This window comes from Rhodococcus sp. ARC_M12, from assembly GCF_022810385.1.
In the GTDB taxonomy this organism is placed as follows: Bacteria; Actinomycetota; Actinomycetes; order Mycobacteriales; family Mycobacteriaceae; genus Rhodococcoides; species Rhodococcoides navarretei.
Map to the genome: position 1 here is coordinate 1 of NZ_JALGQI010000020.1, position 26,083 is coordinate 26,083.

Annotated in this window: 27 protein-coding genes, 1 rRNA gene and 1 riboswitch; of the genes, 16 read left to right on the forward strand and 12 right to left on the reverse strand. The window is 63.7% G+C overall.

Annotation, left to right across the window (positions count from 1 at the left end):
- The first annotated feature begins 6 nt into the window (after positions 1-6).
- Positions 7-123, forward strand: a 5S ribosomal RNA gene (gene rrf / locus MTX35_RS22210).
- Positions 124-1,241: 1,118 nt separating this feature from the next.
- Here the strand turns inward: rrf and MTX35_RS22215 are convergent.
- Complete coding sequence (locus tag MTX35_RS22215) at positions 1,242-1,526, reverse strand: GNAT family N-acetyltransferase (RefSeq protein ID WP_243597052.1); 285 nt, start codon at positions 1,524-1,526, stop codon at positions 1,242-1,244.
- A gap of 186 nt (positions 1,527-1,712) precedes the next feature.
- Here MTX35_RS22215 and MTX35_RS22220 point away from each other — a divergent pair, with 186 nt between their 5' ends.
- Together MTX35_RS22220 and MTX35_RS22225 are read left to right on the forward strand one after the other, a co-directional pair.
- Positions 1,713-2,483, forward strand: a complete 771-nt coding sequence (locus MTX35_RS22220; protein ID WP_243597053.1) for a hypothetical protein — start codon at positions 1,713-1,715, stop codon at positions 2,481-2,483.
- A 230-nt stretch (positions 2,484-2,713) separates the two neighbouring features.
- On the forward strand, positions 2,714-3,034 hold the full coding sequence (locus MTX35_RS22225; RefSeq protein WP_243597054.1) for a homoserine dehydrogenase: 321 nt from the start codon (positions 2,714-2,716) through the stop codon (positions 3,032-3,034).
- 22 nt (positions 3,035-3,056) lie between these two features.
- Here MTX35_RS22225 and MTX35_RS22230 read toward each other — a convergent pair whose 3' ends face one another.
- The gene (locus tag MTX35_RS22230) at positions 3,057-3,422 is read right to left on the reverse strand and encodes a helix-turn-helix domain-containing protein (protein ID WP_243597055.1); all 366 of its coding nucleotides are present in this window, start codon (positions 3,420-3,422) and stop codon (positions 3,057-3,059) included.
- Between the two features lie 73 nt (positions 3,423-3,495).
- Between MTX35_RS22230 and MTX35_RS22235 the strand changes: the two genes are divergently transcribed.
- Complete coding sequence (locus MTX35_RS22235; RefSeq protein ID WP_243597056.1) at positions 3,496-4,152, forward strand: FMN-dependent NADH-azoreductase; 657 nt, start codon at positions 3,496-3,498, stop codon at positions 4,150-4,152.
- 130 nt (positions 4,153-4,282) lie between these two features.
- On the opposite strand, the gene MTX35_RS22240 is transcribed toward MTX35_RS22235, so the two are convergent.
- The 6 genes from MTX35_RS22240 to MTX35_RS22265 form a co-directional block, all read right to left on the reverse strand.
- Positions 4,283-5,029, reverse strand: a complete 747-nt coding sequence (locus MTX35_RS22240; RefSeq protein WP_243597057.1) for an ABC transporter ATP-binding protein — start codon at positions 5,027-5,029, stop codon at positions 4,283-4,285.
- On the reverse strand, positions 5,022-5,858 hold the full coding sequence (locus MTX35_RS22245) for an ABC transporter permease (RefSeq protein ID WP_243597058.1): 837 nt from the start codon (positions 5,856-5,858) through the stop codon (positions 5,022-5,024). Before MTX35_RS22245 ends, MTX35_RS22240 begins: the two co-directional genes overlap by 8 nt.
- The gene (locus tag MTX35_RS22250) at positions 5,836-6,849 is read right to left on the reverse strand and encodes an ABC transporter substrate-binding protein (RefSeq protein WP_243597059.1); all 1,014 of its coding nucleotides are present in this window, start codon (positions 6,847-6,849) and stop codon (positions 5,836-5,838) included. Before MTX35_RS22250 ends, MTX35_RS22245 begins: the two co-directional genes overlap by 23 nt.
- A complete protein-coding gene (locus MTX35_RS22255) occupies positions 6,846-7,568 on the reverse strand; it encodes a TenA family protein (RefSeq protein ID WP_243597060.1) in 723 nt (240 codons plus the stop codon). Before MTX35_RS22255 ends, MTX35_RS22250 begins: the two co-directional genes overlap by 4 nt.
- Positions 7,562-7,661: riboswitch (TPP riboswitch) on the reverse strand. Its footprint overlaps the gene before it by 7 nt.
- Positions 7,662-7,723: 62 nt before the next feature.
- Entirely contained in the window at positions 7,724-9,121 is a 1,398-nt protein-coding gene (locus MTX35_RS22260) for a sugar porter family MFS transporter (protein WP_243597061.1), read from the reverse strand.
- 118 nt (positions 9,122-9,239) lie between these two features.
- Positions 9,240-9,887, reverse strand: a complete 648-nt coding sequence (locus tag MTX35_RS22265; protein ID WP_243597062.1) for a hypothetical protein — start codon at positions 9,885-9,887, stop codon at positions 9,240-9,242.
- Positions 9,888-9,985: 98 nt separating this feature from the next.
- Between MTX35_RS22265 and MTX35_RS22270 the strand changes: the two genes are divergently transcribed.
- From MTX35_RS22270 to MTX35_RS22295, 7 genes are all read left to right on the forward strand, one after another.
- Positions 9,986-11,578: a carboxylesterase/lipase family protein gene (locus MTX35_RS22270; protein ID WP_243597138.1), complete on the forward strand. Its 1,593-nt coding sequence runs from the start codon at positions 9,986-9,988 to the stop codon at positions 11,576-11,578.
- Between the two features lie 137 nt (positions 11,579-11,715).
- Positions 11,716-13,230 (forward strand): ATP-dependent DNA ligase, encoded by a 1,515-nt coding sequence (locus MTX35_RS22275; protein WP_243597063.1) that lies wholly within the window; start codon positions 11,716-11,718, stop codon positions 13,228-13,230.
- Between the two features lie 103 nt (positions 13,231-13,333).
- A complete protein-coding gene (locus tag MTX35_RS22280) occupies positions 13,334-14,173 on the forward strand; it encodes a nitrilase-related carbon-nitrogen hydrolase (protein ID WP_243597139.1) in 840 nt (279 codons plus the stop codon).
- Entirely contained in the window at positions 14,173-15,594 is a 1,422-nt protein-coding gene (gene hydA, locus MTX35_RS22285) for a dihydropyrimidinase (protein ID WP_243597064.1), read from the forward strand. Before MTX35_RS22280 ends, hydA begins: the two co-directional genes overlap by 1 nt.
- 3 nt (positions 15,595-15,597) lie before the next feature.
- Positions 15,598-16,629 carry a TIGR03842 family LLM class F420-dependent oxidoreductase gene (locus MTX35_RS22290; protein ID WP_243597065.1) on the forward strand — a complete coding sequence of 344 codons (1,032 nt, stop codon included), beginning with the start codon at positions 15,598-15,600 and terminating at the stop codon, positions 16,627-16,629.
- Positions 16,630-16,739: 110 nt separating this feature from the next.
- Positions 16,740-16,871, forward strand: a complete 132-nt coding sequence (locus tag MTX35_RS25795) for a hypothetical protein (RefSeq protein ID WP_279393602.1) — start codon at positions 16,740-16,742, stop codon at positions 16,869-16,871.
- Positions 16,872-18,176, forward strand: coding sequence for an aspartate aminotransferase family protein (locus MTX35_RS22295; protein WP_243597066.1), 1,305 nt, complete (start codon positions 16,872-16,874; stop codon positions 18,174-18,176).
- Between the two features lie 70 nt (positions 18,177-18,246).
- On the opposite strand, the gene MTX35_RS22300 is transcribed toward MTX35_RS22295, so the two are convergent.
- Entirely contained in the window at positions 18,247-19,629 is a 1,383-nt protein-coding gene (locus MTX35_RS22300) for an FAD-binding oxidoreductase (RefSeq protein WP_243597067.1), read from the reverse strand.
- 231 nt (positions 19,630-19,860) lie between these two features.
- On the opposite strand from MTX35_RS22300, the gene MTX35_RS22305 reads away from it, so the two are divergent.
- Positions 19,861-20,172 (forward strand): hypothetical protein, encoded by a 312-nt coding sequence (locus tag MTX35_RS22305; protein ID WP_243597068.1) that lies wholly within the window; start codon positions 19,861-19,863, stop codon positions 20,170-20,172.
- A gap of 7 nt (positions 20,173-20,179) precedes the next feature.
- Here the strand turns inward: MTX35_RS22305 and MTX35_RS22310 are convergent, their stop codons facing one another.
- Positions 20,180-20,824 (reverse strand): Type 1 glutamine amidotransferase-like domain-containing protein, encoded by a 645-nt coding sequence (locus MTX35_RS22310; protein ID WP_243597069.1) that lies wholly within the window; start codon positions 20,822-20,824, stop codon positions 20,180-20,182.
- Positions 20,821-21,270 (reverse strand): HIT family protein, encoded by a 450-nt coding sequence (locus tag MTX35_RS22315; protein ID WP_374230345.1) that lies wholly within the window; start codon positions 21,268-21,270, stop codon positions 20,821-20,823. The genes MTX35_RS22310 and MTX35_RS22315 overlap by 4 nt, the downstream gene beginning before the upstream one ends.
- Positions 21,271-21,515: 245 nt before the next feature.
- Here MTX35_RS22315 and MTX35_RS22320 point away from each other — a divergent pair, with 245 nt between their 5' ends.
- Genes MTX35_RS22320 through MTX35_RS22330 form a run of 3 tightly spaced genes read left to right on the forward strand, consistent with a single transcriptional unit; the run spans position 21,516 to position 24,378 of the window.
- Complete coding sequence (locus tag MTX35_RS22320; protein WP_243597071.1) at positions 21,516-22,634, forward strand: Re/Si-specific NAD(P)(+) transhydrogenase subunit alpha; 1,119 nt, start codon at positions 21,516-21,518, stop codon at positions 22,632-22,634.
- Entirely contained in the window at positions 22,634-22,957 is a 324-nt protein-coding gene (locus tag MTX35_RS22325; protein WP_243597072.1) for an NAD(P) transhydrogenase subunit alpha, read from the forward strand. The genes MTX35_RS22320 and MTX35_RS22325 overlap by 1 nt, the downstream gene beginning before the upstream one ends.
- Complete coding sequence (locus MTX35_RS22330; protein ID WP_243597073.1) at positions 22,957-24,378, forward strand: NAD(P)(+) transhydrogenase (Re/Si-specific) subunit beta; 1,422 nt, start codon at positions 22,957-22,959, stop codon at positions 24,376-24,378. Before MTX35_RS22325 ends, MTX35_RS22330 begins: the two co-directional genes overlap by 1 nt.
- Positions 24,379-24,418: 40 nt before the next feature.
- Here MTX35_RS22330 and MTX35_RS22335 read toward each other — a convergent pair whose 3' ends face one another.
- The gene (locus MTX35_RS22335; protein ID WP_243597074.1) at positions 24,419-25,135 is read right to left on the reverse strand and encodes a hypothetical protein; all 717 of its coding nucleotides are present in this window, start codon (positions 25,133-25,135) and stop codon (positions 24,419-24,421) included.
- A 591-nt stretch (positions 25,136-25,726) separates the two neighbouring features.
- Between MTX35_RS22335 and MTX35_RS22340 the strand changes: the two genes are divergently transcribed.
- Positions 25,727-26,053, forward strand: coding sequence for a hypothetical protein (locus MTX35_RS22340; RefSeq protein ID WP_243597075.1), 327 nt, complete (start codon positions 25,727-25,729; stop codon positions 26,051-26,053).
- The last annotated feature ends 30 nt before the right edge of the window (positions 26,054-26,083 follow it).

A 26,083-nucleotide genomic window follows, 5' to 3' on the forward strand; every position in this document is an offset into this window, starting at 1 on the left:
CAGAGTTACGGCGGCCATAGCGGAGGGGAAACGCCCGGTCCCATTCCGAACCCGGAAGCTAAGCCCTCCAGCGCCGATGGTACTGCACTCGACAGGGTGTGGGAGAGTAGGACACCGCCGAACACAAACAACGGAATGCCCCCGACCTCACGGTCGGGGGCATTCCGCATTTCGAAACCACCCGCACATTCCCGGACAACATTCGAGGACCGGCATCGGAACCGGTTGCCTGCCCACGAAGCGACTGCGCGCTCAGTACGCGGAGACAGACGCGCGCGCATTCGCCATCCGCGTGCACAATCGCACCCCAACCACCGGCCATTACCCGCGCACCTGACAAATGCGCGCGCATTCGCGGACACCGGGGTCGTCGACCCGGACACCGCCGTCACCCCCCGAGCTGCCCGACATCCCGCGACGGTCACCCGACAAACGCGCGCGCATTCGCCATCCGCGTGCACAATCGCACCCCAACCACCGGCCATTTCGCGCGCACCTGACAGACGCGCGCGCATTCGCGGACGGCCAGAACCCCGGTGCCGGCGCGCGAGCGGGCTGCGGGGTATGGACGCGACCGCTTTGGCGGGTTCGGAGTCTCGACCTCGCCTCAGGTGACGATAGATCCGAGGATTGTCGAGCAGAGCACGGTGGCGTCGTTTCGGCTCCGCGTAATCCGGATCTCAGGTACTTGCGAAATGACATGTCTGTCAGGCGAATTCGAGGGCCGAAACTCATGCGTCGTGCGTACTGATTTTAATCGGTGGAGTTCGTCGCCACGGCCGTGCATGATCGTTGCACAGGGACATCGCAGAGACCGTGGAGGTGGACAATGGCAACAACAGCGAATGACGCAGGCCGTCGAGTTGTTCATATCCGGTCTGCGAGTTTTATCGATGATGCTCTCTGAGTAGAGCTTCGGGGCTGTCGGTCCATTCGGACCCAGCCGATGTTGCACTCGATCCAATACTCTGCCGCGCAGCAATGCTCTGCGTTCGGCGTCCACTCTTGTTGTAGGAGAACAGATGTACCACTACGAACAAATCCTGAACGAACATCGACAACGCGTCGCGCGTGGTGCGCAGAACTACGAACGGCGTCGCGTCGCGGCGGAACGGGCCGCCGAAACAACTGTCGCAGAATCGGATTCACGTGAAAATGAGGCCATGCAGGGACCGACGTGGAACGACTGCGAATCGGAATCGGAGATCGGCATCGAGGCGATGTCGTTTCGAGGCTGACTCTCAGGGCTCGACCAGATGCGAGTAGCGATCGCCCGCAGCCGCGATGAAGTCGCGAACGAACCAGCACGTAGGGACAACTCGGAGTCCCTGCGTGCTGGTGTCGTCGAGTGCATATTCGGTGAGGGCAGCGGCAAGCCCTCGACCGCGAAACTGCGGAAGCGTCACGGTGTGATGAAACGTTCTGGAGCCGTCCGATTCGAGGTATTCCGAGTAGCCCGCCAACTCGGCATCGACATAGATCTCGAACCGATGGTCGGCATTGTCGTGGGTGATCTCGACCGTCATGGTGGTACCTCCTGCCCGAGTTCTGTGTCACCACGGTAACCGGCGCTCGTCCGGTGGGGTGTTCTGCGGTTACTCGAGCATGCATCGACGCAGTAGGGTGAGGGAAACCGAGTCGTGCGAGCGCCACCCGTCGCAACACCGCTCTTCATAAGTACGGGGCGCTCTCGAGGCTGAAGGTGGCAATCCGTGGAAGACACATCCGACCGGGGAATCAAGGCATTCATACGAACCGTCGCTCAGCGCGGTGGACGTGCGGAGCGGCTCACGACGTCGCGTCGCAATCCAGTGCAGGTCTGGTCGATGGACGGCACGTCGTCGTGCATAGTTCGGGTGCGATCCAAGGTCACAGGTGATTGGAAGGCCCGCAGGCAGGACGAATCGCTCGAGAGTGACGACACCGGATCCTCGTACTGGGTGTTCGTCGATCTCGCGAACGACGAGCCGCGCTTCTACATGGTCTCGTCCGAGGAGATGGCCACCGACATTCGCGGAGAAGTCGACCTGTGGGTCCAGGATTCGCCACTCCGTACCAGGACCGGACATCACGCAATTGCGGTGGACCGAGTACTGCACGGCAGCGAGCGTTGGGACCTGCTGGGTCTGAGCTCGACGTTGGACACATCGATCGATCTCGGTCCAGAACAGACGTGGGTTCGCACTCCACGGGTGAAAGTAGCTCGTAAGTCGGCGAAGGCGGCCGTGGAGGAAGAAGTGATCGACAACCGAGTACGGGTGGTCGCCGATTGCGAGGGCTATCGGCTGAGCGGTCGCTACGACCCCGAGACGCAGCGACTCGAGATCACCGCAGGCCCGATGGAGGGCAGACGGTTCGACAATCCTTCGGTCGCTGCCAGCGCGGTTGCCACGCACATCAGCGGGGACGTCGAAGAGCGCGACGGTTGGCAGTTCTGGCAGCTGGACACTCCGGATCGCGCGCCGCTGGGATCGTTTCAGTAGAGAACTACAGCTCGCGACTGGTTTGCTGTGACTCCTCACCAAATCGGCATTTACCGTGAAAACGGGACAAAGGTCGGATTAAGCTAGCTCTGGTAGGACGAGCTCCCTCTTTTAGCCCCTGGGTCGAATCGATGTTCGAGAGTTCGTCCGTGCATCGAAATTCGGGAATCAGCGAGCTCAGCGGTCGACAGTGCGAGGGGTGCTGTCGACCGTGGGGAGAGGTATTCACCATGGACCATTCCTACCGGTCGGGCACAGCCCACGCGTCCCGGTTCCTGTTCCTCATCGCGCAGTTCGTCGACAGAAGAATCCCCGCCGAATTCTTCTCTGCGCAGTTTCGCGAGCTACAAAACACCCAGTCCACGTACCTCGATGCCGACGTTTCGTCGGTGATCGGGATGTTGTCGGTCGACGTCGGTGCGTACCTGGGCGATGTCGAGATACGAGGGGTCGACTACATCGACTCCGAACAACTCTGGCTGGCTGCTGGTCAGGCGTTCCGTGACCTGATGACCGTCCAGTCCGAGCACTTCGAGCGCGAGGCCGGGTGAGGACCACGCCCATCATCGCCCGTCATGAGCGAAATCGATCACGGTGCCGCAGAAGATCTTCGAGCCGAAATCGACGATGAGTGCCGCGCATTTCGATCGGCAGATCGCCTGCGTCGGCCAACCGTCTGACATAGGTGTCGGAAACACCGAGCACCTCGGCAGCGTGCGAGGTGGTCAGTAACTCGTCCACCGTTCCGATCGCAACAGCTCGGGCCGTCGCCAGCTGGGTGAGGAGCTCGAGTACTGCGGTGCGTGCTGCGTCGTCGAGCGGTACCTCCGAACCTCCGATTCTGATGTCGACGTCTGCTCCGGTCCGCTCGTGAACGAGCGCCGCGAGCGAGGTGGCCGATCGCGACTCGAGAGCAGGCATGACGAATCGGAAGTCCATTCGTCCAGGATAGGACTGGCGACGGCGTCGGTACGCATAGGCTCGAAGCACCCAGTATGTGAGGAGTGCTCCAGTGCCGCAGTTGTTGCATCTCGATTCGTCCGCTGATTCGGCTCGTTCGGTCAGCCGTCGGGTGACCGCTCGCTTCTCCGACGCCTGGCATGCCGGCGGTTCCGACCATTCGGTGATTCACCGGGACCTGCACTCGAGTCCGCTGCCGCACCTACCCACGTCTGCGCTGCATTGGGCACCTCATCTGCGAACCGCCGACGAAACCGTTGAGCCATCCGCCGAGGCCCTGCAGATCGAGCTGATCGAAGAACTGATCTCGGCAGACGTGGTGCTGATCGGCGCGCCGATGTACAACTGGTCGATCCCGTCGACCCTGAAGGCATGGATCGACTACGTACACGTTCCGGGCATCACCGTGCCGTTCGACGGTGACACGGCACCTCTCGTCGGCAAGCCCGCCGTCGTGGTGACCAGTCGGGGAAACGACTACACGCCCGGTACCGACAACGCGTCCACCGACCACACCACCGCGCAATTGCGCCAGGTGCTCGGAGTGGCGCTGGGGATGGACGTCCACTTCGTGCCGGTCGATCTGACGCTCGCCGAGCGAGTGCCGGCGCTCGCACCGCAGATTCCGAGGGCGCGAGCGAATGTCGAGGCGGCGTTCTCCGCCGTCGACGATCTCGCGCTGCGGTTGGGTGGAGCAACGCCCAGGTGATGGCCGAGTAGTCGGCGAGGTGCTTCCGAACGGCCCAGGCAACGACCCCACGCGCACCGCCGATCACCGCGGCCCCTGATAGGGGAACAACGCCGAAGTCCCCGCGTCGACTGCATTCGCGCGGTACCGGTCAGAGCGTCGATGCGCTGAGGAGAACGTCCATCAGCTGCTTCTCGACTGCCGCGAAGTGCGGCGTCGTGACGATCTCGAGCCCGCGTGGGCGGGGCAGCGTCACCTCGATCTGCCGTCGAACATGGGCAGGCCTGGGGGAGAGGACGATCACGCGATCGGACAGATAGACCGCTTCGCGGATGTCGTGCGTGATCATCAGCACCGTCCACCGGAATTCCGACCAGACCTGCTGCAACCAGGCCTGCATGTCGCTCCGAGTCAACGAGTCCAGAGCCCCGAAAGGCTCGTCGAGCAGCAGTACCGATCGTCCCTGGACCACCGTGCGCAGCAGCGCCGCTCGCTGACGCATACCGCCGGACAGTTCGGACGGCCTGGCCGACTCGAACCCGTCCAGGCCGAACACCGGGAACAATTCACGTGCCCGCGCACGCGCCTCCTTCTTGGCAACGCCTTGCACTTCGAGACCCAAGGTCGTGTTGTCGAGCACCGAACGCCACGGAAACAACAGATCCTTCTGCGGCATATAGGCGCACGGCGGTACTCGAACAGTGCCGGAGTCGGGCCTGTCGAGCCCGGCCAGCATGTTGAACACAGTGCTCTTGCCCGAACCGCTCGGGCCGATGATCGACACGAACTCCCCGGGCCGCACACCGAAAGACACACCGTCGAGTACGGGGTTCTCGCCGAACGATTTGCTCAGGTCGCGGACGTCGATGCAGCTGTCGGAAGTGCCGGCGTCAGACATGAAGGCCGGCCGAACCGTGGCGCGCCCAGGGGGCTACGACACGCTCCACCACGAAGGTGGACACGAAAAGAATCACACTGATCACGGCCGTGACGGCGACCGCGGCCAGAACCAGATCGGTACGAAACGAGTTCTTCTGCTGGCTCATGTAGATGCCGAGTCCCGCACTCGCTCCGGCGTATTCGGCAAAGATCGCACCGACGACGGCGTAGGTGATCCCGATGCGAAGTGAGGTGAAGAACCGGGGGAGCGCCGACGGTAGCCGCACATATCGGAATTGTTGCCAGCGCGAGGCACCCATGCTGGCCAGCAGCGATCTCGCGTCTCGATCGGCAGCTGCGAAACCCTCGATCAGCCCGATGGCCATCGGGAAGAAAGTGGCCAGGGCGATCACCAGGATCTTCGGAAGCAAACCGAAGCCGAACCAGATGATCAACAACGGCGCGATCGCGATGATCGGCAGCGTCTGCGACACGACGAAGAGGGGCACGAACGCGCGCCGCAGCCACGGGGAGAAATCGACCGCGACCGCGAGCAACCACGCCAGGGCCAGAGATACCGCAAAGCCTACGAGGGTCACCTGCAGGGTCGCCGACGCGTTCTCCGCGATGGCATCGCGCTGCGCCCATCCCTGGACCACCACGCGACCGGGGGACGGCAGCACCTGCGGCCTGACGCCGCTCACCTCGACGTAGACCTGCCAGGCCGCTACCAGCAGGACGACGACGGTCAGCGCGGGCCACGCCCACCGTATCGAGGCTCGGATGCCACTGAGCGAGTACGAACCTCGATCGGCGGCTGCCGCCCTACCGATCGCCGAGGTAGTCATTGGTGAAGTAGGTCGACCAGTCCGGCTCTGCGGTCAGCGGCGCGCCGTTCTGATCGGCCAGCACACCGCTCTCGTAGAGGAATTTCGAGTATGCGGTCCACTTGTCGAGGCTTTGTCGTCCGACCTCGCCGGAGGAGTCCTTCATGTACTTCGCCGCCAGCATCTCCTGGCTCTCGAAGACGAGCGATTCGTCGGTGAAGGTACCCGGATTGGCGTCGATGAGATCCTGCGCCGCCCTGTCCGGGTCGTCGGCGGCGAGCTGGTAGCCGCGCTGCAGTGCCTGCACGAATTTCTTCGCCTCGTCCGGGTGGGCTGCGAGCCAGGGTTCGTTGCCACTGATCGTGATGGCGTAGGCATCGGGAAACCCGTAGTCGGTGTAGTCGAAGTACTTCATCGGAGTCCCGCTGTGCTCGGCCTCGATGCCTTCCCATGCGAAATACGAGACGGTGAAGTCCGCGGTACCGGAGTACACGGCCTCGTACGCCGACGTCCCCAATACCACTGTTTCGTATTCGCCTGTGCCGCCGTCGTTCTGGATGACCTTCGCGAGTCCGGCCTGCTCGCCGGACTCACCGAAGCCTGCGTAGACCTTGCCGTCCAATGCTTTCGGGCTCGGTATGTCGTCTCGATCCGCACGAACCCCGATGCCGGTTGCCCAGCGCTGAAGTGGCGCGAGGACCGAGACGGTCTGCGCGCCGGCCGAGGTGGCGAACACGCCGGAACTCTGTGTGCTGATTCCGAACTCGGCGTTGCCGGCGTCCACCAGTGTGTCCGCCGCGGTGTTGTTGTAGGGCAGAATTTCCACGTCCAGCCCGGCGTCGGCGAAATAGCCTTCCTGCAAGGCCACGTAGAGACCGGTGTGGTTGGTGTTCGGGGTCCAGTCCAGCGCGAAGCGAATGGTGTCGGAGTCCGACGACTCCGAGCAGCCGGCCAGTCCGGTGGTGGCAACGACGGCCGCCGCAAACGCGGCAAGGATACGAGTGGTTCTCATGCGGATACCGCACTCTCGGCCAGGGGCCAGGGGGTGGGATGTAAAGCGCTGTCCCAGAACATCAATTCGTACCTCGATGCCACCACGAAGGCGTCGACCATCTGCTCTCGTTGCTGCGCAGTCGCGGCGGCTGCGGCGTCGTCGACGAAGGTCTTGGCGGAGTCGACGACGGCATGGAATTCGGGTGCGTCGTACGCCGCGACCCACTGCGCGTAGGGGTGCTCGGGGTCGCTCTCGAGCACTGTCTTCGCAGCGCGCGCGAGTGCGCGGCCGACATCGGCGTAGATCCAGAAACATGGCAGAACAGCTGCTGCGGCAACGGCATACGGTTCGGTTGCCGCCGTGGCGGTCAAGTAGGAGGTGTATCCCAGGCATGCCGGTGAGGGCTCCGGCGTCCCCGTCGACGGCGGAAGTGCTCCGCCGGTGAGCATGGTCTCGTGCGACGCGGCTTCGTCCATCGCGCTCGCGGCGGCGCTCGCCCAGAACGCACCGGCGACGGGGGTCGGTGCGTGTGCTGCCACAAGCGCCAGCGACTTGACGTACCCGCCGAGGTAGAGCGAATCCTGTTCGAGGTATCGACGGAACGCATCGAGCGGAAGCGTTCCTGCCCCGAGCAACTGGAGGAATTCCAGGTCGTCGATCGCGCGTCGAATGTCCTCGGACGCATCCCACAGTCGATCGGTGAAGCGGACCGGGTCCGCAGATACAACAGGCGTCATCGCCTTGACATCCCTTCGTCAGCATTACCTGCATCAGGTTCGGCGGGTTTGATCTCAGCATCCGCATGAGCGGACACACCCCGTGTCAGAACGAAGCGACAGTAACACCGGTCACTCGGTGTCGCTGCTGCCGCCCCTGCATCTGCGGTCCGGCGTCACCCCAACATGTCTTCGAGTTCCATACCCTTCGTCTCCCTGATCTTGGCCTTGACGAAGAAGAACGAGAGCGCGGCGAACAACGCGAATCCTGCATAGATGACCCACAGGCCCACGGACGACGTCAGGGGTGGGAATGCAAGCGTGACAGCGAAGTTGGCCATCCAGTTGGCCGCGGTACCTATTCCGAGCGCCATCGCTCGCATGCGGTTGGGGAACATCTCGCCGAGCATGACCCACATGATCGGACCCCAGGTCGAGGCGAAGAAGATGACGAACAGGTTCGCGCCGATCAATGCGATCGCACCCCACGGAGCGGGCAACGTGACGTCGTCGCCGCTGCCGGTCGCCTGCGAGAACGCAACGGACGCCATGACGAGCCCGACGAACATGCCCATCGAACCCGCCAACAGCAGCTTGCGCCTGCCGATTCGATCGACGAACAGGATCGCCACGAACGTCATGGCCACGTTGATCACGGCCGTGATGACAGAGGTGGTGAACGACTGATCCTCGGTGAAGCCGACCGATCGCCACAGCGTCGTCGAGTAGTAGAAGATCGCGTTGATGCCGACCAGCTGTTGCAGCACGGCCATCGTGATGCCCACCCAGACGATCGGTTGCAGGCCGAACTTCGGCCCGCGGATGTCGGCGAACGACGAGCGGGACTCCTTGCGGAGTGTCAGTCTGATCTCGTGTACTCGCTCGTCGGGATGTAGTTCGCCGGTGATCTCGGCGAGAACCCTGGCCGCTTCTTCGTCGAGATGTTGACCCACCAGGTAGCGCGGCGATTCCGGTATGAGCGTTGCCAGCAACCCGTACACCAGTGCCGGTACGACGCCGACCAGGAACATCCAGCGCCAGGCCTCGATACCGAACCACAGGTCGTTGGACGCGCCGTCGGCCGCACCGGCGAGGAGGGCGTCGGACAGCAGAGCAGCAAAAATGCCGATGGTGATGGCCAATTGCTGGAGCGAGGCCAAAGAGCCGCGCCATCTGGCGGGAGCGATCTCGGCGATGTACGCCGGTGCGATCACCGACGCGATGCCGATTCCGAGTCCACCGAGCACTCGCCACAGCATGAGATCCGGGACGCTGAAGGCCAATCCCGAACCGATCGAGGACACGACGAACAGGGCCGAGCCCAGCAGCATCACTTTCTTTCGTCCCCATCGGTCTGCGAGGCTGCCGGCGAACCAGGCACCGACGGCACATCCGATCAGGGCGATCGCGACCACGAAGCCGGTGGTGAACGAGCCGAGGGAGAAGTGATCTTCGATCGAGTCGACGGCTCCGTTGATGACCGAACTGTCGAAGCCGAACAGGAAGCCGCCCACAGCTGCGGCGACGCTGACACCGATGACCTTCGCTGTGTGGTGGTCCGAGGTCTGATTCATGAGTGACGCACCTTCCGGCCGCGCGCACGGGCGTCGGCCGCTGGGGAGACCGTACGGCAGGGATTGTCGTACCGTCCTCGGACATTACGCCTGGTAATTCGCCGCACGAACGAGACCGTCAACGAAGGTCGAAATCCTCGTCCGAGACGGTGAATCCGTGACCGACCTGATCGGTGCATGTGACCCCGGTCTGCTCGTCGACGGCGCATCGAAGACCGTTGGTGGAGCCGCTACCGGCGACGGTGAGCACCTCGCCGTACGGCAGGGCCGCTGCAGGCCCGTCGAATCGGTGGAACTTGGGATCGCCGAGACTCTCGAACTTCGCCGGAGATCCGGCGATGAGCTGCACGGAATTGGGCTTCACCGCCGTTCCCGACGCACCGCTTCCGAGAACCTCGGGTGCCGATTCAGGCAGTGACCCGTGGCATCCGGCGATCGACGATTCGAGGACGGCGATCCCGCACTCGAACTTACCGCTGGGACTGGAGAAGTAGTACCAGCCGGGTGCCTTGCCTGCATAGTCCTGCGGGTCTGCCTGGGCTGCAGCAGAACTCGACGGTGCCGCCGTGGTGGACGTCGGCGCGCCGGTCGCTGTGGTGGACGGTGCTGCCGACGTGGCAGAAGGGACGGAGGGAGCCGTGGTGATCGGGGTGGGGCGGTCGGTGATCACGGTGGCCATCGGCCCGTCGCCCCCGCCGCTCGAACCGCAGGCTGTGAGCAGGCATGCTCCGACGACTGCTATTGCGGCACATCCGACTCTGGTCACGGCCTCGTCCTTCGCTCGTGGGTATCGACGCTCCGCAGATCGTCGCCGACGGGGTGGTCGATGTTGGTACGTTGGGCAACGACCGAACGGGAGGTTCGATGGTCAACGCGTCCGGCTCGACAGCGTCCGATTCCGCAGCGTCCGACTCCACCGTGCGTGTGAGTACGCCCTACGGCGACGTCCTGGGCTATCCGGTCGCCGCCGACGCGTCGCCGATCGTGGCCTGGCGGGGTATTCCCTATGCGACGCCCCCGGTCGGGACACTTCGATTCAGGGCTCCGCGCCCGTTGCAGCCCTGGTCCGGTGTGCTCGACGGACTCGAGTTCGGCGCGATGGCTCCGCAGGGGCGTGACAGTCCGGTGCCCATCGATCCGTCGTTGTCGATTTCCGAGGACTGCCTTTCGCTCAACGTCTGGGCTCCCCGTCCCGGGGGGGAACTGCGCCCGGTGCTGGTGTGGATCCACGGTGGTGCGTACTCGCTCGGATCGTCCGCCCAGCGGGTCTACGACGGGAGAAACCTCAGCGAGAACGGCGACGTGGTGGTGGTGACCATCAATTTTCGTCTCGGCGCGTTCGGGTTCCTCGACCTGTCCTCGTTCTCCACCGACGAGCACACGTTCGAGACCAACCTGGGGTTGCGGGACCAGATTGCCGCGCTCGAATGGGTCCGCGAGTGCATCTCTGCGTTCGGCGGCGATCCCGATCAGGTGACGGTGTTCGGCGAATCCTCCGGGGGAGCGTCGGTCACCACGTTGATGACCTCTCCGAAGGCCGAGGGGCTTTTTCAGCGAGCCATTGTGCAGAGCGCGCCTGCGACGTCGGTGTACGGCCCGGATCGGGGTGCCGCGGTGGCGTCGAGGTTCCTGGAGTTGGTGGGTGTCGACCGGGAAGACATCGGCGAACTGTTCGACATGCACTTCACGAAGCTGGTGACCGCGGGTGACACACTCTGCTACGAGGTTCCGACGAGAGTTCCTGGAACACTTGGACTTTCGCCTGTGGTCGACGGTGACATCGTCCCGCGTTACCCCGTAGCGGCATTCCAGAAGGGTCTCTCGCACAGGATTCCGTTGATCATCGGCACCAACCACGACGAGCCCTCGATCTTCCGATTCATGAAGTCTCCTCTGATGCCGATCACCTCCGACACCGTGTCCGAGATGTTCCGCGCCATCGCCCACGACCACGCGGATCTGCCTGCCTATCGGGTTGCCGAGATCATGGCGGCATACCCGGACCGAGACAAACCGGCTGGGGCACAAGCGATGTCGCGCGATGCTGGATTCCTGATGCCGAGCGTGTGGATCGCCGACGGACACAGCAGGCATTCGCCGACGTGGATGTACCGATTCGATCATGCGACGCCGATGCTCAAGGCTGCACGGGTGGGAGCCGGACACGCGACCGAACTGCCGTATGTATTCGGCAATTTCGGAACACTCAACCGAGATCCCACCTTCTGGCTCGGTGGCCGAAAGCCGGCAATGGCGGTGTCCGCGCGGATGCAGAGACGCTGGCTGGCCTTCGCGCGGTACGGCGTTCCCGCCGCACTGGATGCGTCCAAGCACTGGGCTCCGTACACCGAGAAGACGCGCTGGACGCTGGTGATCGATGCATCCGACACCCTCGTCGACGACCCCGACGGCGACATGCGCGCTGCGTGGGGCGACCGCGTTCTCGGATTCAGCTGACACGTCGCTCGTGCGTTTTGCCGCACGGACGTTGCTGACATGAATCGAACGTAACAGCAAGAACACCGGTCGCTCGAGTCACACCGGTAACAATTGGATGTCAGCAACCTGTCGGTAGGTGCGGTTATGTTCGATGCGTGTTGATGTCCAGGATCGTCGAAACGTCCCGTGCCGTGGCCGCGACGCGCTCACGAAAAGTCAAGATCGAGCAGATCGGTGCCCTGCTCGCCGAGGCCGATGCCGGTGACATCGAGCCCGCCGTGTCCTGGCTGTCGGGGGAGTTACCGCAGGGGCGGATAGGGGTCGGCTGGCGCACGCTGGCCGATCTCGACGTGACGTCCGCTGCCGACTCGGCGCTGACGGTTGCCGAGGTGGACGAGGCCATATCCTCGGTCGCGGCGACGTCGGGGGCCGGTTCTGCTGCGCGGCGGGTAGCGATACTGACCGACCTGTTCTCCCGAAGTACAGCCGAGGAGCGTCAGTTTCTGATCCGCCTCGTGACCGGCGAGCTGCGTCAGGGCGCGCTCGAGGGAATCATGGTCGACGCTGTTGCGGCGGCCACCAACCTGCCGCAGGCTCCGGTACGTCGAGCGTTCATGCTCTCGGGTCGTTTGCCCGCGACGGCCATTGCCGCCATCACCGGTGGCGTCGACGCGCTGGATGCATTCCGGCTCGAGGTCGGTCGCCCGGTTCGGCCGATGCTTGCCTCTCCCGCGGAGTCTCTACACGCTGCCTGGGAACAATTGTCCGGCGACCTCACCGTCGAATACAAGCTCGACGGTGCGCGAATTCAGGTGCACCGCTCCGGAACCGACGTGAGCATCTACACGCGGACTCTGCGCGACATCACCGCGAGCGTGCCCGAGCTGGTGGACCTGGTTCTCGAGCTGCCGTGCGATTCGGTGGTCCTCGACGGGGAGACCCTCGCACTCGAAGACAGCGGGCGGCCCAGGCCTTTCCAGGAAACGATGAGCCGATTCGGTGCCGAGAGCGCACACGAGCTCCTGCTGCAGCCCTATTTCTTCGACTGTCTGCACCTCGACGGTGTCGACTTGCTCGATTCCCCGCTGGAGCAGCGGCTGGCTGCACTGGACCGAGTGGCACCGGGGCACCGAATTCCCAGTGCCGTTCGGCCCGATACGGACGAGGCCGCGGCCCACTTCGACGCTGCACTCGACGCCGGGCACGAGGGAGTCATGCTCAAAGCTCTCGGTGCACCGTACGCCGCAGGCCGCCGCGGAAAGAGCTGGCAGAAGGTCAAGCCCGAGCACACCCTCGATCTCGTCGTCCTCGGAGCCGAGTGGGGATACGGGCGTCGCACCGGCTACCTCTCGAACCTGCACCTCGGAGCTCGCGATCCCGACGGCGGTGACCCGATCATGGTCGGTAAGACCTTCAAAGGCCTGACCGACGTGCTGTTGCAGTGGCAGACCGACGAATTCCCGAAACACGAGCGAGAGCGCGACGAGCACACCGTATACCTGCGCCCCGAACTGATCGTGGAAATCGAACTCGACGGCGTGCAGGTCAGCCCGCGTTACCCGGGCGGTGTGGCCCTGCGATTCGCGCGAGTACTGCGATACCGCCCTGACAAGAACCTCGCCACCGCGGACTCCATCGATGCGGTGCGCGCACTCCTTCCACATTCGTGAGAACAGTTCCGACGATTAATACACACGAAACCGGCCGAACGATCCCGTAACACGGCGCAAAATATCTTGAGGGTGCAAGCCAGCGAGAGATGGAGTGCCAATGATGTCCACAGTTCGAGCTGCTCTGGTCCAAAGCACGTGGACCGGTGACAAAGAATCGATGATCGCGGCACATGAGGGGTTTGCTCGGTCCGCCGCCGAGCAAGGCGCGAAAGTCGTCTGTTTCCAAGAACTTTTCTACGGCCCGTACTTCTGCCAATTGCAGGACGCGAAATTCTACGATTACGCCGAATCGGTACCAGGGCCGACCGTCGACCGTTTCGCCGCGCTGGCGAAAGAACTCGGCATCGTGATGATCCTGCCCGTCTACGAGCAGGAGCAGCCTGGACTCCTCTACAACACCGCAGCCGTGGTCGATGCAGACGGCACCTATCTCGGCAAGTATCGAAAACACCACATTCCACACGTGAACGGATTTTGGGAGAAGTTCTACTTTCGCCCCGGCAATCTGGGGTGGCCGGTGTTCGATACGGCGGTCGGCCGGATCGGCGTCTACATCTGCTACGACAGACACTTTCCCGAAGGCTGGCGTGCGCTCGGTCTTGCCGGGGCCGAAATCGTGTTCAATCCTTCGGCGACCTCGAGGGGACTGTCCAACTACCTGTGGAAGCTCGAACAACCCGCCTCGGCAGTGGCCAACGAATATTACGTAGGCGCGATCAATCGCGTCGGAATCGAATCCGAGTACGGTGACGACGACTTCTACGGAACCAGCTATTTCGTGGACCCCGAGGGCAAATTCGTCGGCGAGGTGGCCTCGGATTCCGAATCCGAAATAGTCGTTCGCGACCTCGACATGGACCTGATCAAGGTGGTCCGCGACCGGTGGGCCTTCTATCGTGACCGCAGACCCGATGCATACGGCCCATTGGTGGAACCCTGATGGCCACCACCTTCGTGCACGGTGGAACCGTGGTATCCACCACCGGCGCACAGGAATTGGATGTGCTCATCGATAACGAAACCATCGTCGGCGTGCTGGCACCAGGATCGGTCTCTCTGGCTGCGGACCTGAAAACCTCTGCTGACACCGTCGTCGACGCGACCGGAAAGTACGTCATTCCCGGTGGGGTCGACGGTCACACGCACATGGAGATGCCGTTCGGCGGCACTTTCGCGTCCGATACCTTCGAGACCGGAACGCGCGCCGCGGCGTGGGGTGGCACGACGACGATCGTGGACTTCGCTATTCAGACCCCCGGACAACGCGTCCAGGACACTTTGGCGCAATGGCACGAGAAGGCCTCGGGGCAGTGCGCCGTCGACTACGGCTTCCATCAGATCATCGGCGACGTCACCGACGATTCGCTGAAAGCCATGAGCGAGTTGGTATCCGAGGGCGTCACCAGCTTCAAACTCTTCATGGCGTATCCGGGCGTGTTCTACTCCGACGACGGCAAGATTCTGCGCGCGATGCAGTCCGCTGCCGAAACGGGTGCACTGTTGATGATGCACGCGGAGAACGGCATCGCGATCGACGTGCTCGTTGCTCAGTCGATCGCGCGGGGAGACACGGCCCCGTACTTCCACGGCACGTCTCGGCCGTGGCAGCTCGAGGAGGAGGCGACGCACAGAGCCATCATGCTGGCCAATGTGACCGGTGCACCGCTCTACGTCGTGCACGTCTCTGCCAAGCAGGCCCTGGAACAGATCGCGCAGGCCCGGGGTAACGGGCAGAACGTGTTTGCCGAGACCTGCCCGCAGTACCTGTACCTGTCGCTCGAGGAACAGCTCGGCGCACCGGGCTTCGAGGGTGCCAAGTGGGTCTGCTCGACGCCTCTGCGGTCGCGGGCCGAGGGTCATCAGGACGAGTTGTGGCGGTACCTGCGCACCGGAGACGTGGCAACCGTCAGTACCGACCATTGCCCGTTCTGTATGAAGGACCAGAAGGAGATGGGTATCGGCGACTTCTCCAGGATTCCCAATGGGATCGGCTCGGTGGAACATCGAATCGATCTGATGTTCCAGGGCGTCAAGAGCGGCAAGATCACTCTCGAGAAATGGGTCGACGTCTGCTGCACAACCCCGGCCAGGATGTTCGGCATGTACCCGAAGAAAGGCGTCATCAGCCCAGGAGCCGACGCCGACATCGTGATCTACGATCCGAACGGGCATACCAGCATCGGAGTCGAGAAGACCCACCATATGAACATGGACTACTCCGCCTACGAGGGTTTCGAGATCGATGGCCACGTGGACACCGTGATCTCGCGTGGCCGGATCATCGTCGACGGCGGATCGTATTCCGGTACTGCGGGACACGGCCGTTTCGTCCGACGCGACCTGTCGCAGAATCTGATCTGAGCCATGGACATCGGGGTAGTGCTGCAGTGCAATCCGCCGGCGTCCCGGGTGATCGAGCTGGCGAGGCAGGCCGAGACACATGGGTTTTCGCACGTATGGACGTTCGATTCGCATTTGCTGTGGCAGGAGCCGTACGTCATCTACAGTCAGATTCTGGCTGCGACCAGGCGCGTGACCGTGGGCCCGATGGTCACCAATCCGGCTACCCGCGACTGGACCGTGACGGCGTCGACGTTCGCGACACTCAACGACATGTTCGGCAATCGAACCTTGTGCGGCATCGGTCGAGGCGACTCCGCGGTCCGCGCTCTCGGAGGTAAGCCGACAACGCTTGCCTCGCTTCGAGACTCGATCGAGGTGATCCGCAGTCTTGCCAACGGGCGCAGCGCCCGGGTGGGTGAGACGACGGTGCAGTTTCCGTGGGCGGAGCACTCGAAGCTCGAGGTGTGGGTCGCGGCCTACGGACCGAAAGCGCTCGAGCTCACCGGGCAGGTTGCGGACGGCTTCATCCTGCAGTTGGCCGATCCGGATATTGCTGCCTGGACGATCGGCCGAGTGCGTGCTGCGGCAGAGCAGGCGGGTCGCGATCCGGATTCGATCTCGATCTGCGTGGCTGCTCCCGCCTACGTCACCGACGGTACCGAGGCCGGCCTCGAACATGCCCGCGACCAATGTCGGTGGTTCGGCGGGATGGTCGGCAATCACGTCGCCGACATCGTCTCGCGCTACGGCGGCGATGGCGGTGGTGTTCCACAGGCTCTCACCGACTACATCGCAGCACGTACCGGGTACGACTACAACGAGCACGGTCGAGCAGGAAACTCGCACGCAGAATTCGTTCCGAACGAGGTGATCGACAGGTTCTGTCTACTGGGCACCCCGGCCGATCACATCGCCAAGCTGAAGGAGCTGGAGACACTCGGCGTCGACCAGTTCTCGGTCTACCTTCAGCACGACGCCAAGGCTGCCACGCTGGAAGCGTACGGAGAGAGCATCATTCCGCAGATCCGCAAGTCCGTGACGGCTACGTCGTGACCGGTGTTCTCGATCAGGCTTCGGTGGTGGCACCGACTCCCACACGTGCGGGACGGGGTTTCGTCCCAGATGACTGCGCGAAGTCCAGGCAGAACGCCGAGGGATCCTCTGTGCCGACTGTTGATCCCTACACGAATGCGTACGTCACGGAGGCGCTGGATTTGTCGAAGGCCGACGGTGCGGACGTCACCGGTGAGTCGTACGCTCCGATGGAGGTCACACTGGAGGAAGGCGGCAAGTAGATGGATCACGTGTTCTACTCCTGGGCAGCGCAGGCCGAGCTGAATCCGATCACCGTCGAGGGTGCGGCGGGATCGTGGTTCTGGGACGACAAGGGAAACAGGTACCTGGACTTCTCGTCGCAGTTGGTCAACGTCAATCTCGGGCATCAACACCCCGACGTCGTTGCCGCCATCGTCGAACAAGCCCAGGTTCTGACGACCATTTCTCCCACCGTGGCCAACAACAAACGCAGTGAACTCGCTGCGTTGATCGCCGAACGTGCGCCGGGTGATCTGAACCGAGTGTTCTTCACGACCGGTGGCGCAGAAGCCGTCGAGCATGCGGTGCGGCTGGCGCGACAACACACCGGGCGTACGAAGATGCTTGCCGCGTATCGCTCCTACCACGGTGGAACCGGAGTTGCGATCGGTCTCACCGGTGAGCCACGGCGGTGGGGCACCGAACCGACCAACGTCGACGTCGTACGCTTCTTCGGGCCGTATCCGTATCGGTCGCCTTGGGGGACAACGACTCCCGAGGACGAGACGGCCGCAGCACTGGCACACCTCGAACAGGTCATCGTGCTCGAGGGTGCACAGAACATCGCCGGACTGATCCTCGAATCGGTCATCGGCACCAACGGTGTGCTGATCCCGCCGCCCGGATATCTGGCAGGCGTTCGGGCACTGTGCGACAAGTACGGAATCGTCTACATCGCCGATGAAGTCATGGTCGGGTTCGGACGAATCGGCGAATGGTTCGCGTGCCAGGCCTGGGATGTGACACCGGATCTGATCACGTTCGCCAAGGGCGTCAACTCCGGATACGTGCCCCTCGGCGGGGTGGTCATCTCGGAGAAGATCGCCTCGCAGTTCGATCACAAGCCGTATCCAGGCGGGTTGACCTACTCCGGGCACGTACTCGGGTGTGCCGCGGGCGTGGCGTCCATCGGAGTGTTCGAGCGCGACAAGATCCTGCCGCACGTTCGTCATGTGGGGGAGGACGTGCTGGGTGCGGGCCTTTCGAAGCTGGCCGAATCTCACCCGAGCGTGGGCGAGGTGCGCGGCAAAGGATTCTTCTGGGCCGTCGAGCTGGTCAAGGACGGTACGACCCGAGAGCCGTTGGTGCCGTTCGCCGCGTCGGGCAAGGACGCAGCGGCAATGGGCACGGTGACCGCCGCGGCGAAATCCCGTGGTCTGTGGCCGTTCGTGTCGGGCAACCGCCTCCAGATCGCGCCGCCGCTGACGACGTCCGAGGACGAGATTCGTCAGGGACTGGAAATCCTCGACGAGGTACTGGCGGTGGCGGACGGGTTCGTCGGCTGACTCGGGGTCGTGCGCGGAAGTTCGACCCCTGCTACGAAGTTCCGCGCACGTGCGGCGTCAGCCGCTCTGCTCACAGCACAGCACCGGGGTTGAGGATGCCCGCCGGATCGAGTGCGGTCTTGATGCGGCGGGTCAGCTCCATGACGTCCTCGCCGACCTGATCGGGCAGCCAGGCCTTCTTGAGACGACCGACACCGTGTTCGCCGGTGATGGTCCCGCCCAACGAAATTGCGAGATCCATGATTGCGCCGAAGGCGATGTTGGCGCGACGCGTCATGTCCACGTCCTCGGGGTCGAAGACAATCAGAGGGTGAGTGTTGCCGTCACCGGCGTGCGCGATGACGGCAACCAGTACGTCGTAGTTCGCGGACAGGTCGGCGATTCCGTCGACGAGGGCGGGGAGTGCGGGCAGTGGAACGCCGACGTCCTCGAGCAGCAGGCTGCCGAGTCGCTCGACCGCGGGAATGGCGAATCGCCTGGCGGCAGCGAAGGCCTCGCCCTCGTCGGGGTCGTCCGTGGTGAAGACATCCGAGGCACCGGCCTCGGTACATGCCGTCGCCATGATCTCGATTTCGCGCCCTCGGTCGGCGCCGGGGGAGTCGGACCGAGCGATGAGCATTGCCGCTGCCTCGCGATCGAGTCCCATGTTCATGGCGTCCTCGACGGCATTGATGGATGCGCGATCCATGAATTCGAGCATCGACGGCCGCAAGTTGCGGGTGATGGCGAGAATTGCCGCGGTTGCGTCGTGCACCGACGCGAACGAAGCGACCACCGTACTGGCGGGAGGTTGCGCCGGAATCAGCCGCAGTGTGATCTCGGTGATTATGCCCAGGGTGCCCTCGGATCCGACGAACAGCTTCGCAAGGGAAAGGCCTGCAACATCTTTCAGGCGGGGTCCGCCGAGTCGGACGGCGGTGCCATCGGCCAGGACGACTTCGAGTCCGAGAACGTAATCGGTGGTGACGCCGTACTTCACGCAGCACAGTCCGCCCGCGTTGGTGGCCGCATTGCCTCCGATGGAGCACATCTCGAACGACGACGGATCCGGTGGGTACCAGAGACCGTGTTCCGCGACGGCCTTCTTGACCTCGGCGTTGAGCAGTCCGGGTTGTACGACGGCGATGCGGGTCACCGGATCTACGGTGATTTCTCGCATCAACTCCGTGGTGAGCACGATTCCGCCGTCCACGGCGGTGGCCCCACCGGACAAACCCGATCCCGCACCGCGTGGGACGACCGCCACGTTGTGCTCGGTGGCCCAGCGCATGACGGCTCGAACGTCCTCTGTGGACTGTGCGCGCACGACGGCCAGCGGGGTGCCTGCGTCGGGATCCTTGGCCCAGTCGCGTCGGTAGCCCTCGGTGATGTCCGGGTCGGTGACCACCGCGCCAGGTGTGAGAAGTGATTCGAGCTCGCTCAGGCGCGCATCTGCATGGGTCGTTACCGACATCCGGGTCTCCTCACGTCGAAAATGTGACCGTCGCCACTCGAGTCTGTCACGACCTCGGGTGAGGCGCGGACGAGGGATCCCATCGCACATTCGAGTCACATCAGTAACACCAGCCTCAGGCGTTACCAGATCGATGCGTCGTCGACACGCAAATTTGTAGTTCGTCGCGCTAGCGTCCAGCGCAGCGAACCTCGCACCCCATGCGGTGCGAGTCGACAAGGAGGCTGCACCATGATCGATCCCGGAAGTGACTCCTGGAACTACGTGGCCGCGATGTTCTCGTACGAATTTCTCGGGGGCGGAATCGAATACGACACCATCGAGCGCATTCACCGAGGCGAGATCGACGAGTGGGTGCAGGCGTTGACACAGTCCGGGTTGTTCGAGCGAGCGACCGTCGCGCAGATCGCCGACTCGTGGCGGCACGCCCCTCGTGAGCTGTTCGACATGCTCGTTCTCGACGCGGACGAGATGACCGCCCGGCGATGCGCGTTGGCGTGGTCCTCGCTCGATCGGCTCGCTCCACTTGCTCGCCTGGGGTGAACGAATTTCAACGGCCGAGAAATCGCGTTCCCGACTCATCGACGACGATGGCTTGATCGTCGGTCAACCCATGACAGGCGATACCGGCGCTGTGTAGGCGTTGCAGAGTCGCAGACCCCGAATCGTTTTCGTCGAGAAGCGAATTCAGGTGAGGCACCATCGAGAACGTCACCAGATCCAGTCCGCTCCACACCGGATCGACGCCGGTGGCGGGCCGAACTTCGTCGGGGTCGTCCGCATCCTCGACTCCGGTCAGCGACGGCGCTGCCACGCACGCGCCGGCGCTGTAGCCGCCGTAGACGAGAGAGTTTTGTCGAATGCGCTCGGACAGAATCTCGTCTGCGCCCGAGCGAGCGAGCTGAGCGCGCAGGACGAAGGTGTTGCCCCCACGAACCCAGACTGCACCGAAGCCGTCGAGTGCGCGCTCGAACGCGGCGGGTCGATTCACGTAGTGGCGCAGATCCAACTCCGCGGGCCGATACCCGAGGGCGCGCAGCGGTCCGAACTCACTTCTGAGCGAGGACTCCCGAGCGGCTGCCGGCCATGCGTCGGCCGCGTTCGCGATCACGGCGAGATCGGACGGCGGTCCGGTGAGTTCGACGAAAGCATCGGCGTGGCCGCCGAATCGATACGACGACAGGAACAGCTTCATGCCGTCGGGTCGCCGTCGAGCCGAGTCAACCCGACGCGAACGGCGTCGGCCACCTGTTCGGGCTCACGCAGGCGGCGCGTCACGAACCCGGCAGCGAACCGCAGCCGATCCCGATGCCAACGCGGCACGACGTGCAGATGCAGGTGGAAGACCGTCTGAAATGCCGCCTTGCCGTCGTTGATCACGAGATTGGCCCCGTCGGCGCGCAGGTCCGAGTGGCGTACCGCACGCGCCAGCGTGTGCCCGACGCGAAAGACGTCGGCAGCCGCGTCCGGATGGGTGGCGTTCAGATCGGTGGCATGGTCACGCGGAACGACGAGAAGGTGTCCTCGGGTGACCGGCCGAATGTCGAGGAACGCGACTGCGTGGTCGTTCTCGAACACACGATGTGCGGGCGCGTCGCCGGCGACTATGGCACAGAAGATGCAAGGTTCCACGACTGTCACTGTAGGGTCCGATCATCACCGATAGACCTGTATGACGTGCATCACAATTGCTCGTTCTGTGGCTGCGGAATGCCGAACGGACTCGATTCAGAACGAATCGGACTGTGTTCCGGGTTACCCGCGGTCTGTTTCCTCTGGCTACTATCAGGGACCTTGTGCCTTTGTCGCATGGGTTCGTCCATTCGTCGCACGTTCGAGGCCGTTGGCCGATAGATGGACACCATTCAACGCAGGAAGACGGAGATTTGGATACATCGCAGAGCGCAGAGAATAGTTCGGGATCCACGACTGTCGTCGGTGTGGTTCGGGAATCGGGGGAGGGCGAACGTCGCGTCGCCCTGGTGCCCAAGATCGTTGCATCCCTGACGGGCAAGGGCGTCGAGATCGTCGTCGAATCGGGTGCAGGACTGGGCGCTCTCATCCCCGACGAGCTGTACATCGAGGCCGGCGCGACCATCGGTGACCCATGGTCGGCGGACGTCGTGGTCAAGGTCGCGCCGCCGTCCGACGCCGAGATCGCCAAGTTGACGTCGGGTTCGACGCTCATCGGATTCCTGGCACCGCGCAACGCGGAGAACAGCATCGGGGCGTTGAAGGCGGCCGGGGTACAGGCGTTCGCCGTCGAGGCGATCCCGCGTATCTCGCGCGCGCAGGTGATGGACGCACTGTCCTCTCAGGCCAACGTCGCCGGTTACAAGGCCGTGCTGTTGGCCGCGTCGGAGTCCACCCGGTTCTTCCCGATGCTCACCACCGCCGCGGGCACCGTCAAGCCCGCCACAGTCCTCGTACTGGGCGTCGGCGTTGCCGGGCTGCAGGCGCTCGCCACGGCGAAGCGTCTCGGCGGCCGTCCCACCGGGTACGACGTGCGCCCGGAGGTGGCCGACCAGGTTCGGTCCGTCGGCGCGCAATGGCTCGATCTGGGGATCGACGCCGCCGGTGAGGGTGGATACGCGCGCGAGCTGACCGAGGACGAGCGGGTGCAACAGCAGAAGGCTCTCGAAGAGGCCATCAAGGGCTTCGACGTGGTCATCACCACGGCATTGGTGCCCGGACGCCCCGCGCCGCGGCTGGTTACGGCCGCCGCCGTCGAGGGAATGAAACCCGGCAGCGTCGTCGTCGATCTCGCGGGTGAGACCGGCGGCAACTGTGAACTCACCGAGCCCGGCCAAACCGTCGTCAAGCACGACGTCACCATCTGCTCCCCGCTGAACCTGCCTGCCTCGATGCCCGAGCACGCCAGCGAGCTGTACTCGAAGAACATCTCGGCATTGCTCGAACTCATGCTGGTCGACGGCACGCTCGCTCCCGATTTCTCGGACGAGGTTCTCGCCGGTGCCTGCGTGACACGTGAGAAGGAGAACTGATGTATACCCCGCTGCTCGCGAACATCGCGATCCTGGTGTTGTCCGGGTTCGTCGGCTTCGCGGTGATTTCCAAGGTGCCCAACACCTTGCACACCCCGTTGATGTCGGGAACCAATGCCATTCACGGCATCGTCGTGCTCGGAGCCCTGGTGGTGCTCGGCAAGGTGGAGGATCCCTCGATCGGCCTGCAGGTCATCCTGTTCGTCGCTCTCGTGTTCGGAACCGTCAATGTCATCGGTGGATTCGTGGTCACCGACCGCATGCTCGGCATGTTCAAGTCCAAGCCCGTTCCTGCCAAGGCGTCGAAGGGTGCTGACTCCTGATGGACAATCTCGTCAACATTCTCTATATCGTCGCATTCGGCATGTTCATCTACGGCCTGATGGGTCTGACCGGCCCGAAGACTGCTGTGCGTGGCAACCAGATCGCTGCTGTCGGTATGTTCATCGCCGTCGTGGCGACGCTGATCTCCGTTCGGGACACCGAGAATTGGATACTGATCATCGTCGGCCTTGTCGTCGGCGTTGCGCTGGGAATCCCGCCCGCTCGTCGAGTCAAGATGACCGCGATGCCACAGTTGGTGGCTCTGTTCAACGGTGTCGGTGGTGGAACGGTCGCACTGATCGCCTGGGCCGAGTTCCTCGACACGTCGGGGTTCTCGAACTTCAAGCACGGTGAATCGCCGACGGTGCACATCGTCATCGGCTCGCTGTTCGCGGCGATCATCGGATCGATCTCCTTCTGGGGATCGCTGATCGCTTTCCTCAAGCTTCAGGAGACCCTGCCCGGCTCGCCCATCACGATCGGCAAGTTGCAGCAGCCGCTCAACGCCCTGCTGCTGATCGGCGCGGTCGCCGCTGCCGTGGTCATCGGCATCAACGCCACTCCGGGCGGCGGGGTGTCGCAGTGGTGGATCGTTGCGGTCCTCGTGTTGGCAGGCATTCTCGGTCTGACCGTGGTGTTGCCCATCGGTGGTGCAGACATGCCGGTGGTGATCTCGCTGCTCAATGCTCTGACCGGACTGTCCGCTGCGGCTGCCGGTCTGGCGCTCAACAACACGGCAATGATCGTCGCAGGCATGATCGTCGGCGCGTCCGGCACGATCCTGACCAACCTCATGGCCAAGGCCATGAACCGTTCCATCCCGGCAATCGTCGCCGGTGGATTCGGCGGCGGCGACGCAGCCGCAGGCCCCGCGGGAGCGGCCGGGGGTACGGCGAAGGCCACCTCCGCGGCCGATGCGGCCATCCAGATGGCATACGCCAACCAGGTCATCGTCGTGCCCGGATACGGCCTCGCCGTTGCGCAGGCACAGCACGCGGTCAAGGACATGGCCAAGCTGCTCGAGGCGAAGGGCGTCGAGGTCAAGTACGCCATTCACCCCGTGGCCGGTCGCATGCCGGGGCACATGAACGTCTTGCTCGCCGAGGCCGACGTCGCGTACGACGCGATGAAGGAAATGGACGACATCAACGACGAGTTCTCGCGCACCGATGTCACGTTGGTCATCGGTGCGAACGACGTGACCAACCCGGCGGCGCGCAACGATCCGTCGAGCCCGATTCACGGGATGCCGATCCTGAACGTCGATCAGTCGAAGTCGGTCATCGTTCTCAAGCGGTCGATGTCCTCGGGCTTCGCAGGAATCGAGAATCCTCTGTTCTTCGCAGAGGGCACCTCGATGCTGTTCGGTGACGCGAAGAAGTCCGTGTCCGAGGTGACCGAGGAGCTCAAGGCTCTCTAGGTACGAGGACGTATCAGCACCCCTGGGGCGTTCCCGGTACTCACCGGGAGCGCCCCAGCTTGCGTTGGACCGCCAATGCCGCCGTATCGAGCGGGTTGCGGGCCTCACGGGCAGCGGCGTCCGGGGAATAGAGCATGACGATCGAGCATGCAGGCCACCACAGGAAGGCGATCGAGGCTGCGCCCACGATCCCGGTGATCGACGCGGATCCGACGATCAGGGCAGCCGCTGCCACCGCCAGCGTCGCGACAGTGCCCAGGCCGAGAACCACGGGCCGCCACGTAGTCGATGCCACCATGGACGCGGCTCCGAGGAGCGAGGCCGCGGCGGCGAGTTGGCCGCTCGGAAGGTCGGCGGGCTGCATCGTCGCTCCCATGGTCTGCCTGACAAGAGCAGTGGTCACCATGGCGCCGACGGTGCAGGCGATCACCACCCCGATTCCGAACGGAAGCTTGCGCATCACAGCCACGACGGCGAGAGCGGCGACGACCGTCAACACCGCGGTCACGTCGATCGCGTCGAGTACGCGGGAGGCCAGTGCCGTGGCCGGATTCGATTCCTCGGACAACACGGCCGACACGTGCGGCGACGCCCACATCGGCCAGAGGAGCAGCAGGACCGCGAAGGCACCGGACACAGCCAACCGCGTCATCACGGCTCGCCTGCGCGCCCGGGACGAGGTGTCGGACGGCGTTGCGGGGTAGCCGGCGTCCAGGGATCTTCGGATGGGTCCTGAGTCGAGGTTCGGTGGCGGCATGGGGCCACGGTGCCGGACCCAGCTGAGCACCGGATGTGAGTAGGTTGGGAACAGGCTGATGGTTTACGCGGTAACGATTCCATCACGCGGAAGCATCGGCACGGAACCGCGGTGTCCGCGACCGGATGCGCGACTCGTTACGCGCCCCGAGTTCGTGGAATGCGCCCAGACCAGGCAATCTCACTGTTCAGGGCCGCCAGAACGGGTTTCTGGTCTTTTACTGGATCGACCGGCGCGGACCGGCGACGCGCGAATCCGGGCGACCTCGTATTACTCGATTGAGCGTCACGTGCCGTCTACCTGGGCTTATGTCGGCTGTTTGTCCCCGGTCACAGCATTTCGTGAGGCGAACTATGACTTCGTTGCAAGTCGTTGATCGGATGGGTCCAAGTGTGTGACGATAGTCACAGAGTCCAACTCACCCTGGGCGAGACTGCTCCGAAGGGCGTAGTTTCAGCCGCATCGGAAAACCGTATTCCGTCGTTACAGTCGAATCGGTAACGATATGGACACGGGCTGTTGTACCCGTCACATCCTGCCGTAATCGGGTACTCGACAACTACGGACGCCGGAAACTCGAAGGAGAAGAACATGACCGCAATGTCTCAGGGACAGCTCGATATGGTCCGTGCGTTCTTTTGCAACGAGTTCCAAGCGGACTCGCTCGATCGAACCACCATGCCCGAGCCTACGTCCGAAGCAGTCTCCGAGTGGATCGATGCTCTGGCAACAAGCGGGCTCTTCGCTCCTGCCGAGGTCCGCAACATCTCGTCGGTCTGGGCCGCCGAGCCGGAGACGATGATTTCACTGCTCGTCGGTGAAGTGGACGAAATCGCGGTCAAGCGCCACGCAGTCGCCACTCCGGCCGCGGCGATCGCAACTCCGGCGCTCGTGTCCGCTTTCGGCCGGGCCAGCTGACCCGTATAGGGCTCGGTGTCTCGGCACCGA

Coding starts and splice junctions, on each gene's coding strand:
- MTX35_RS22330 (WP_243597073.1), top strand. CDS start 22,957: ATGGACAATCTCGTCAACATTCTCTATATCGTCGCATTCGGCATGTTC.
- MTX35_RS22290 (WP_243597065.1), top strand. CDS start 15,598: ATGGACATCGGGGTAGTGCTGCAGTGCAATCCGCCGGCGTCCCGGGTG.
- MTX35_RS22335 (WP_243597074.1), bottom strand. CDS start 25,135: ATGCCGCCACCGAACCTCGACTCAGGACCCATCCGAAGATCCCTGGAC.
- MTX35_RS22305 (WP_243597068.1), top strand. CDS start 19,861: ATGATCGATCCCGGAAGTGACTCCTGGAACTACGTGGCCGCGATGTTC.
- MTX35_RS22340 (WP_243597075.1), top strand. CDS start 25,727: ATGACCGCAATGTCTCAGGGACAGCTCGATATGGTCCGTGCGTTCTTT.
- MTX35_RS22215 (WP_243597052.1), bottom strand. CDS start 1,526: ATGACGGTCGAGATCACCCACGACAATGCCGACCATCGGTTCGAGATC.
- MTX35_RS22225 (WP_243597054.1), top strand. CDS start 2,714: ATGGACCATTCCTACCGGTCGGGCACAGCCCACGCGTCCCGGTTCCTG.
- MTX35_RS22255 (WP_243597060.1), bottom strand. CDS start 7,568: ATGACGCCTGTTGTATCTGCGGACCCGGTCCGCTTCACCGATCGACTG.
- MTX35_RS22280 (WP_243597139.1), top strand. CDS start 13,334: ATGTCCACAGTTCGAGCTGCTCTGGTCCAAAGCACGTGGACCGGTGAC.
- MTX35_RS22260 (WP_243597061.1), bottom strand. CDS start 9,121: ATGAATCAGACCTCGGACCACCACACAGCGAAGGTCATCGGTGTCAGC.
- MTX35_RS22245 (WP_243597058.1), bottom strand. CDS start 5,858: ATGACTACCTCGGCGATCGGTAGGGCGGCAGCCGCCGATCGAGGTTCG.
- MTX35_RS22300 (WP_243597067.1), bottom strand. CDS start 19,629: ATGTCGGTAACGACCCATGCAGATGCGCGCCTGAGCGAGCTCGAATCA.
- MTX35_RS22270 (WP_243597138.1), top strand. CDS start 9,986: ATGGTCAACGCGTCCGGCTCGACAGCGTCCGATTCCGCAGCGTCCGAC.
- MTX35_RS22295 (WP_243597066.1), top strand. CDS start 16,872: ATGGATCACGTGTTCTACTCCTGGGCAGCGCAGGCCGAGCTGAATCCG.
- MTX35_RS22325 (WP_243597072.1), top strand. CDS start 22,634: ATGTATACCCCGCTGCTCGCGAACATCGCGATCCTGGTGTTGTCCGGG.
- MTX35_RS22250 (WP_243597059.1), bottom strand. CDS start 6,849: ATGAGAACCACTCGTATCCTTGCCGCGTTTGCGGCGGCCGTCGTTGCC.
- hydA (WP_243597064.1), top strand. CDS start 14,173: ATGGCCACCACCTTCGTGCACGGTGGAACCGTGGTATCCACCACCGGC.
- MTX35_RS22310 (WP_243597069.1), bottom strand. CDS start 20,824: ATGAAGCTGTTCCTGTCGTCGTATCGATTCGGCGGCCACGCCGATGCT.
- MTX35_RS22230 (WP_243597055.1), bottom strand. CDS start 3,422: ATGGACTTCCGATTCGTCATGCCTGCTCTCGAGTCGCGATCGGCCACC.
- MTX35_RS22240 (WP_243597057.1), bottom strand. CDS start 5,029: ATGTCTGACGCCGGCACTTCCGACAGCTGCATCGACGTCCGCGACCTG.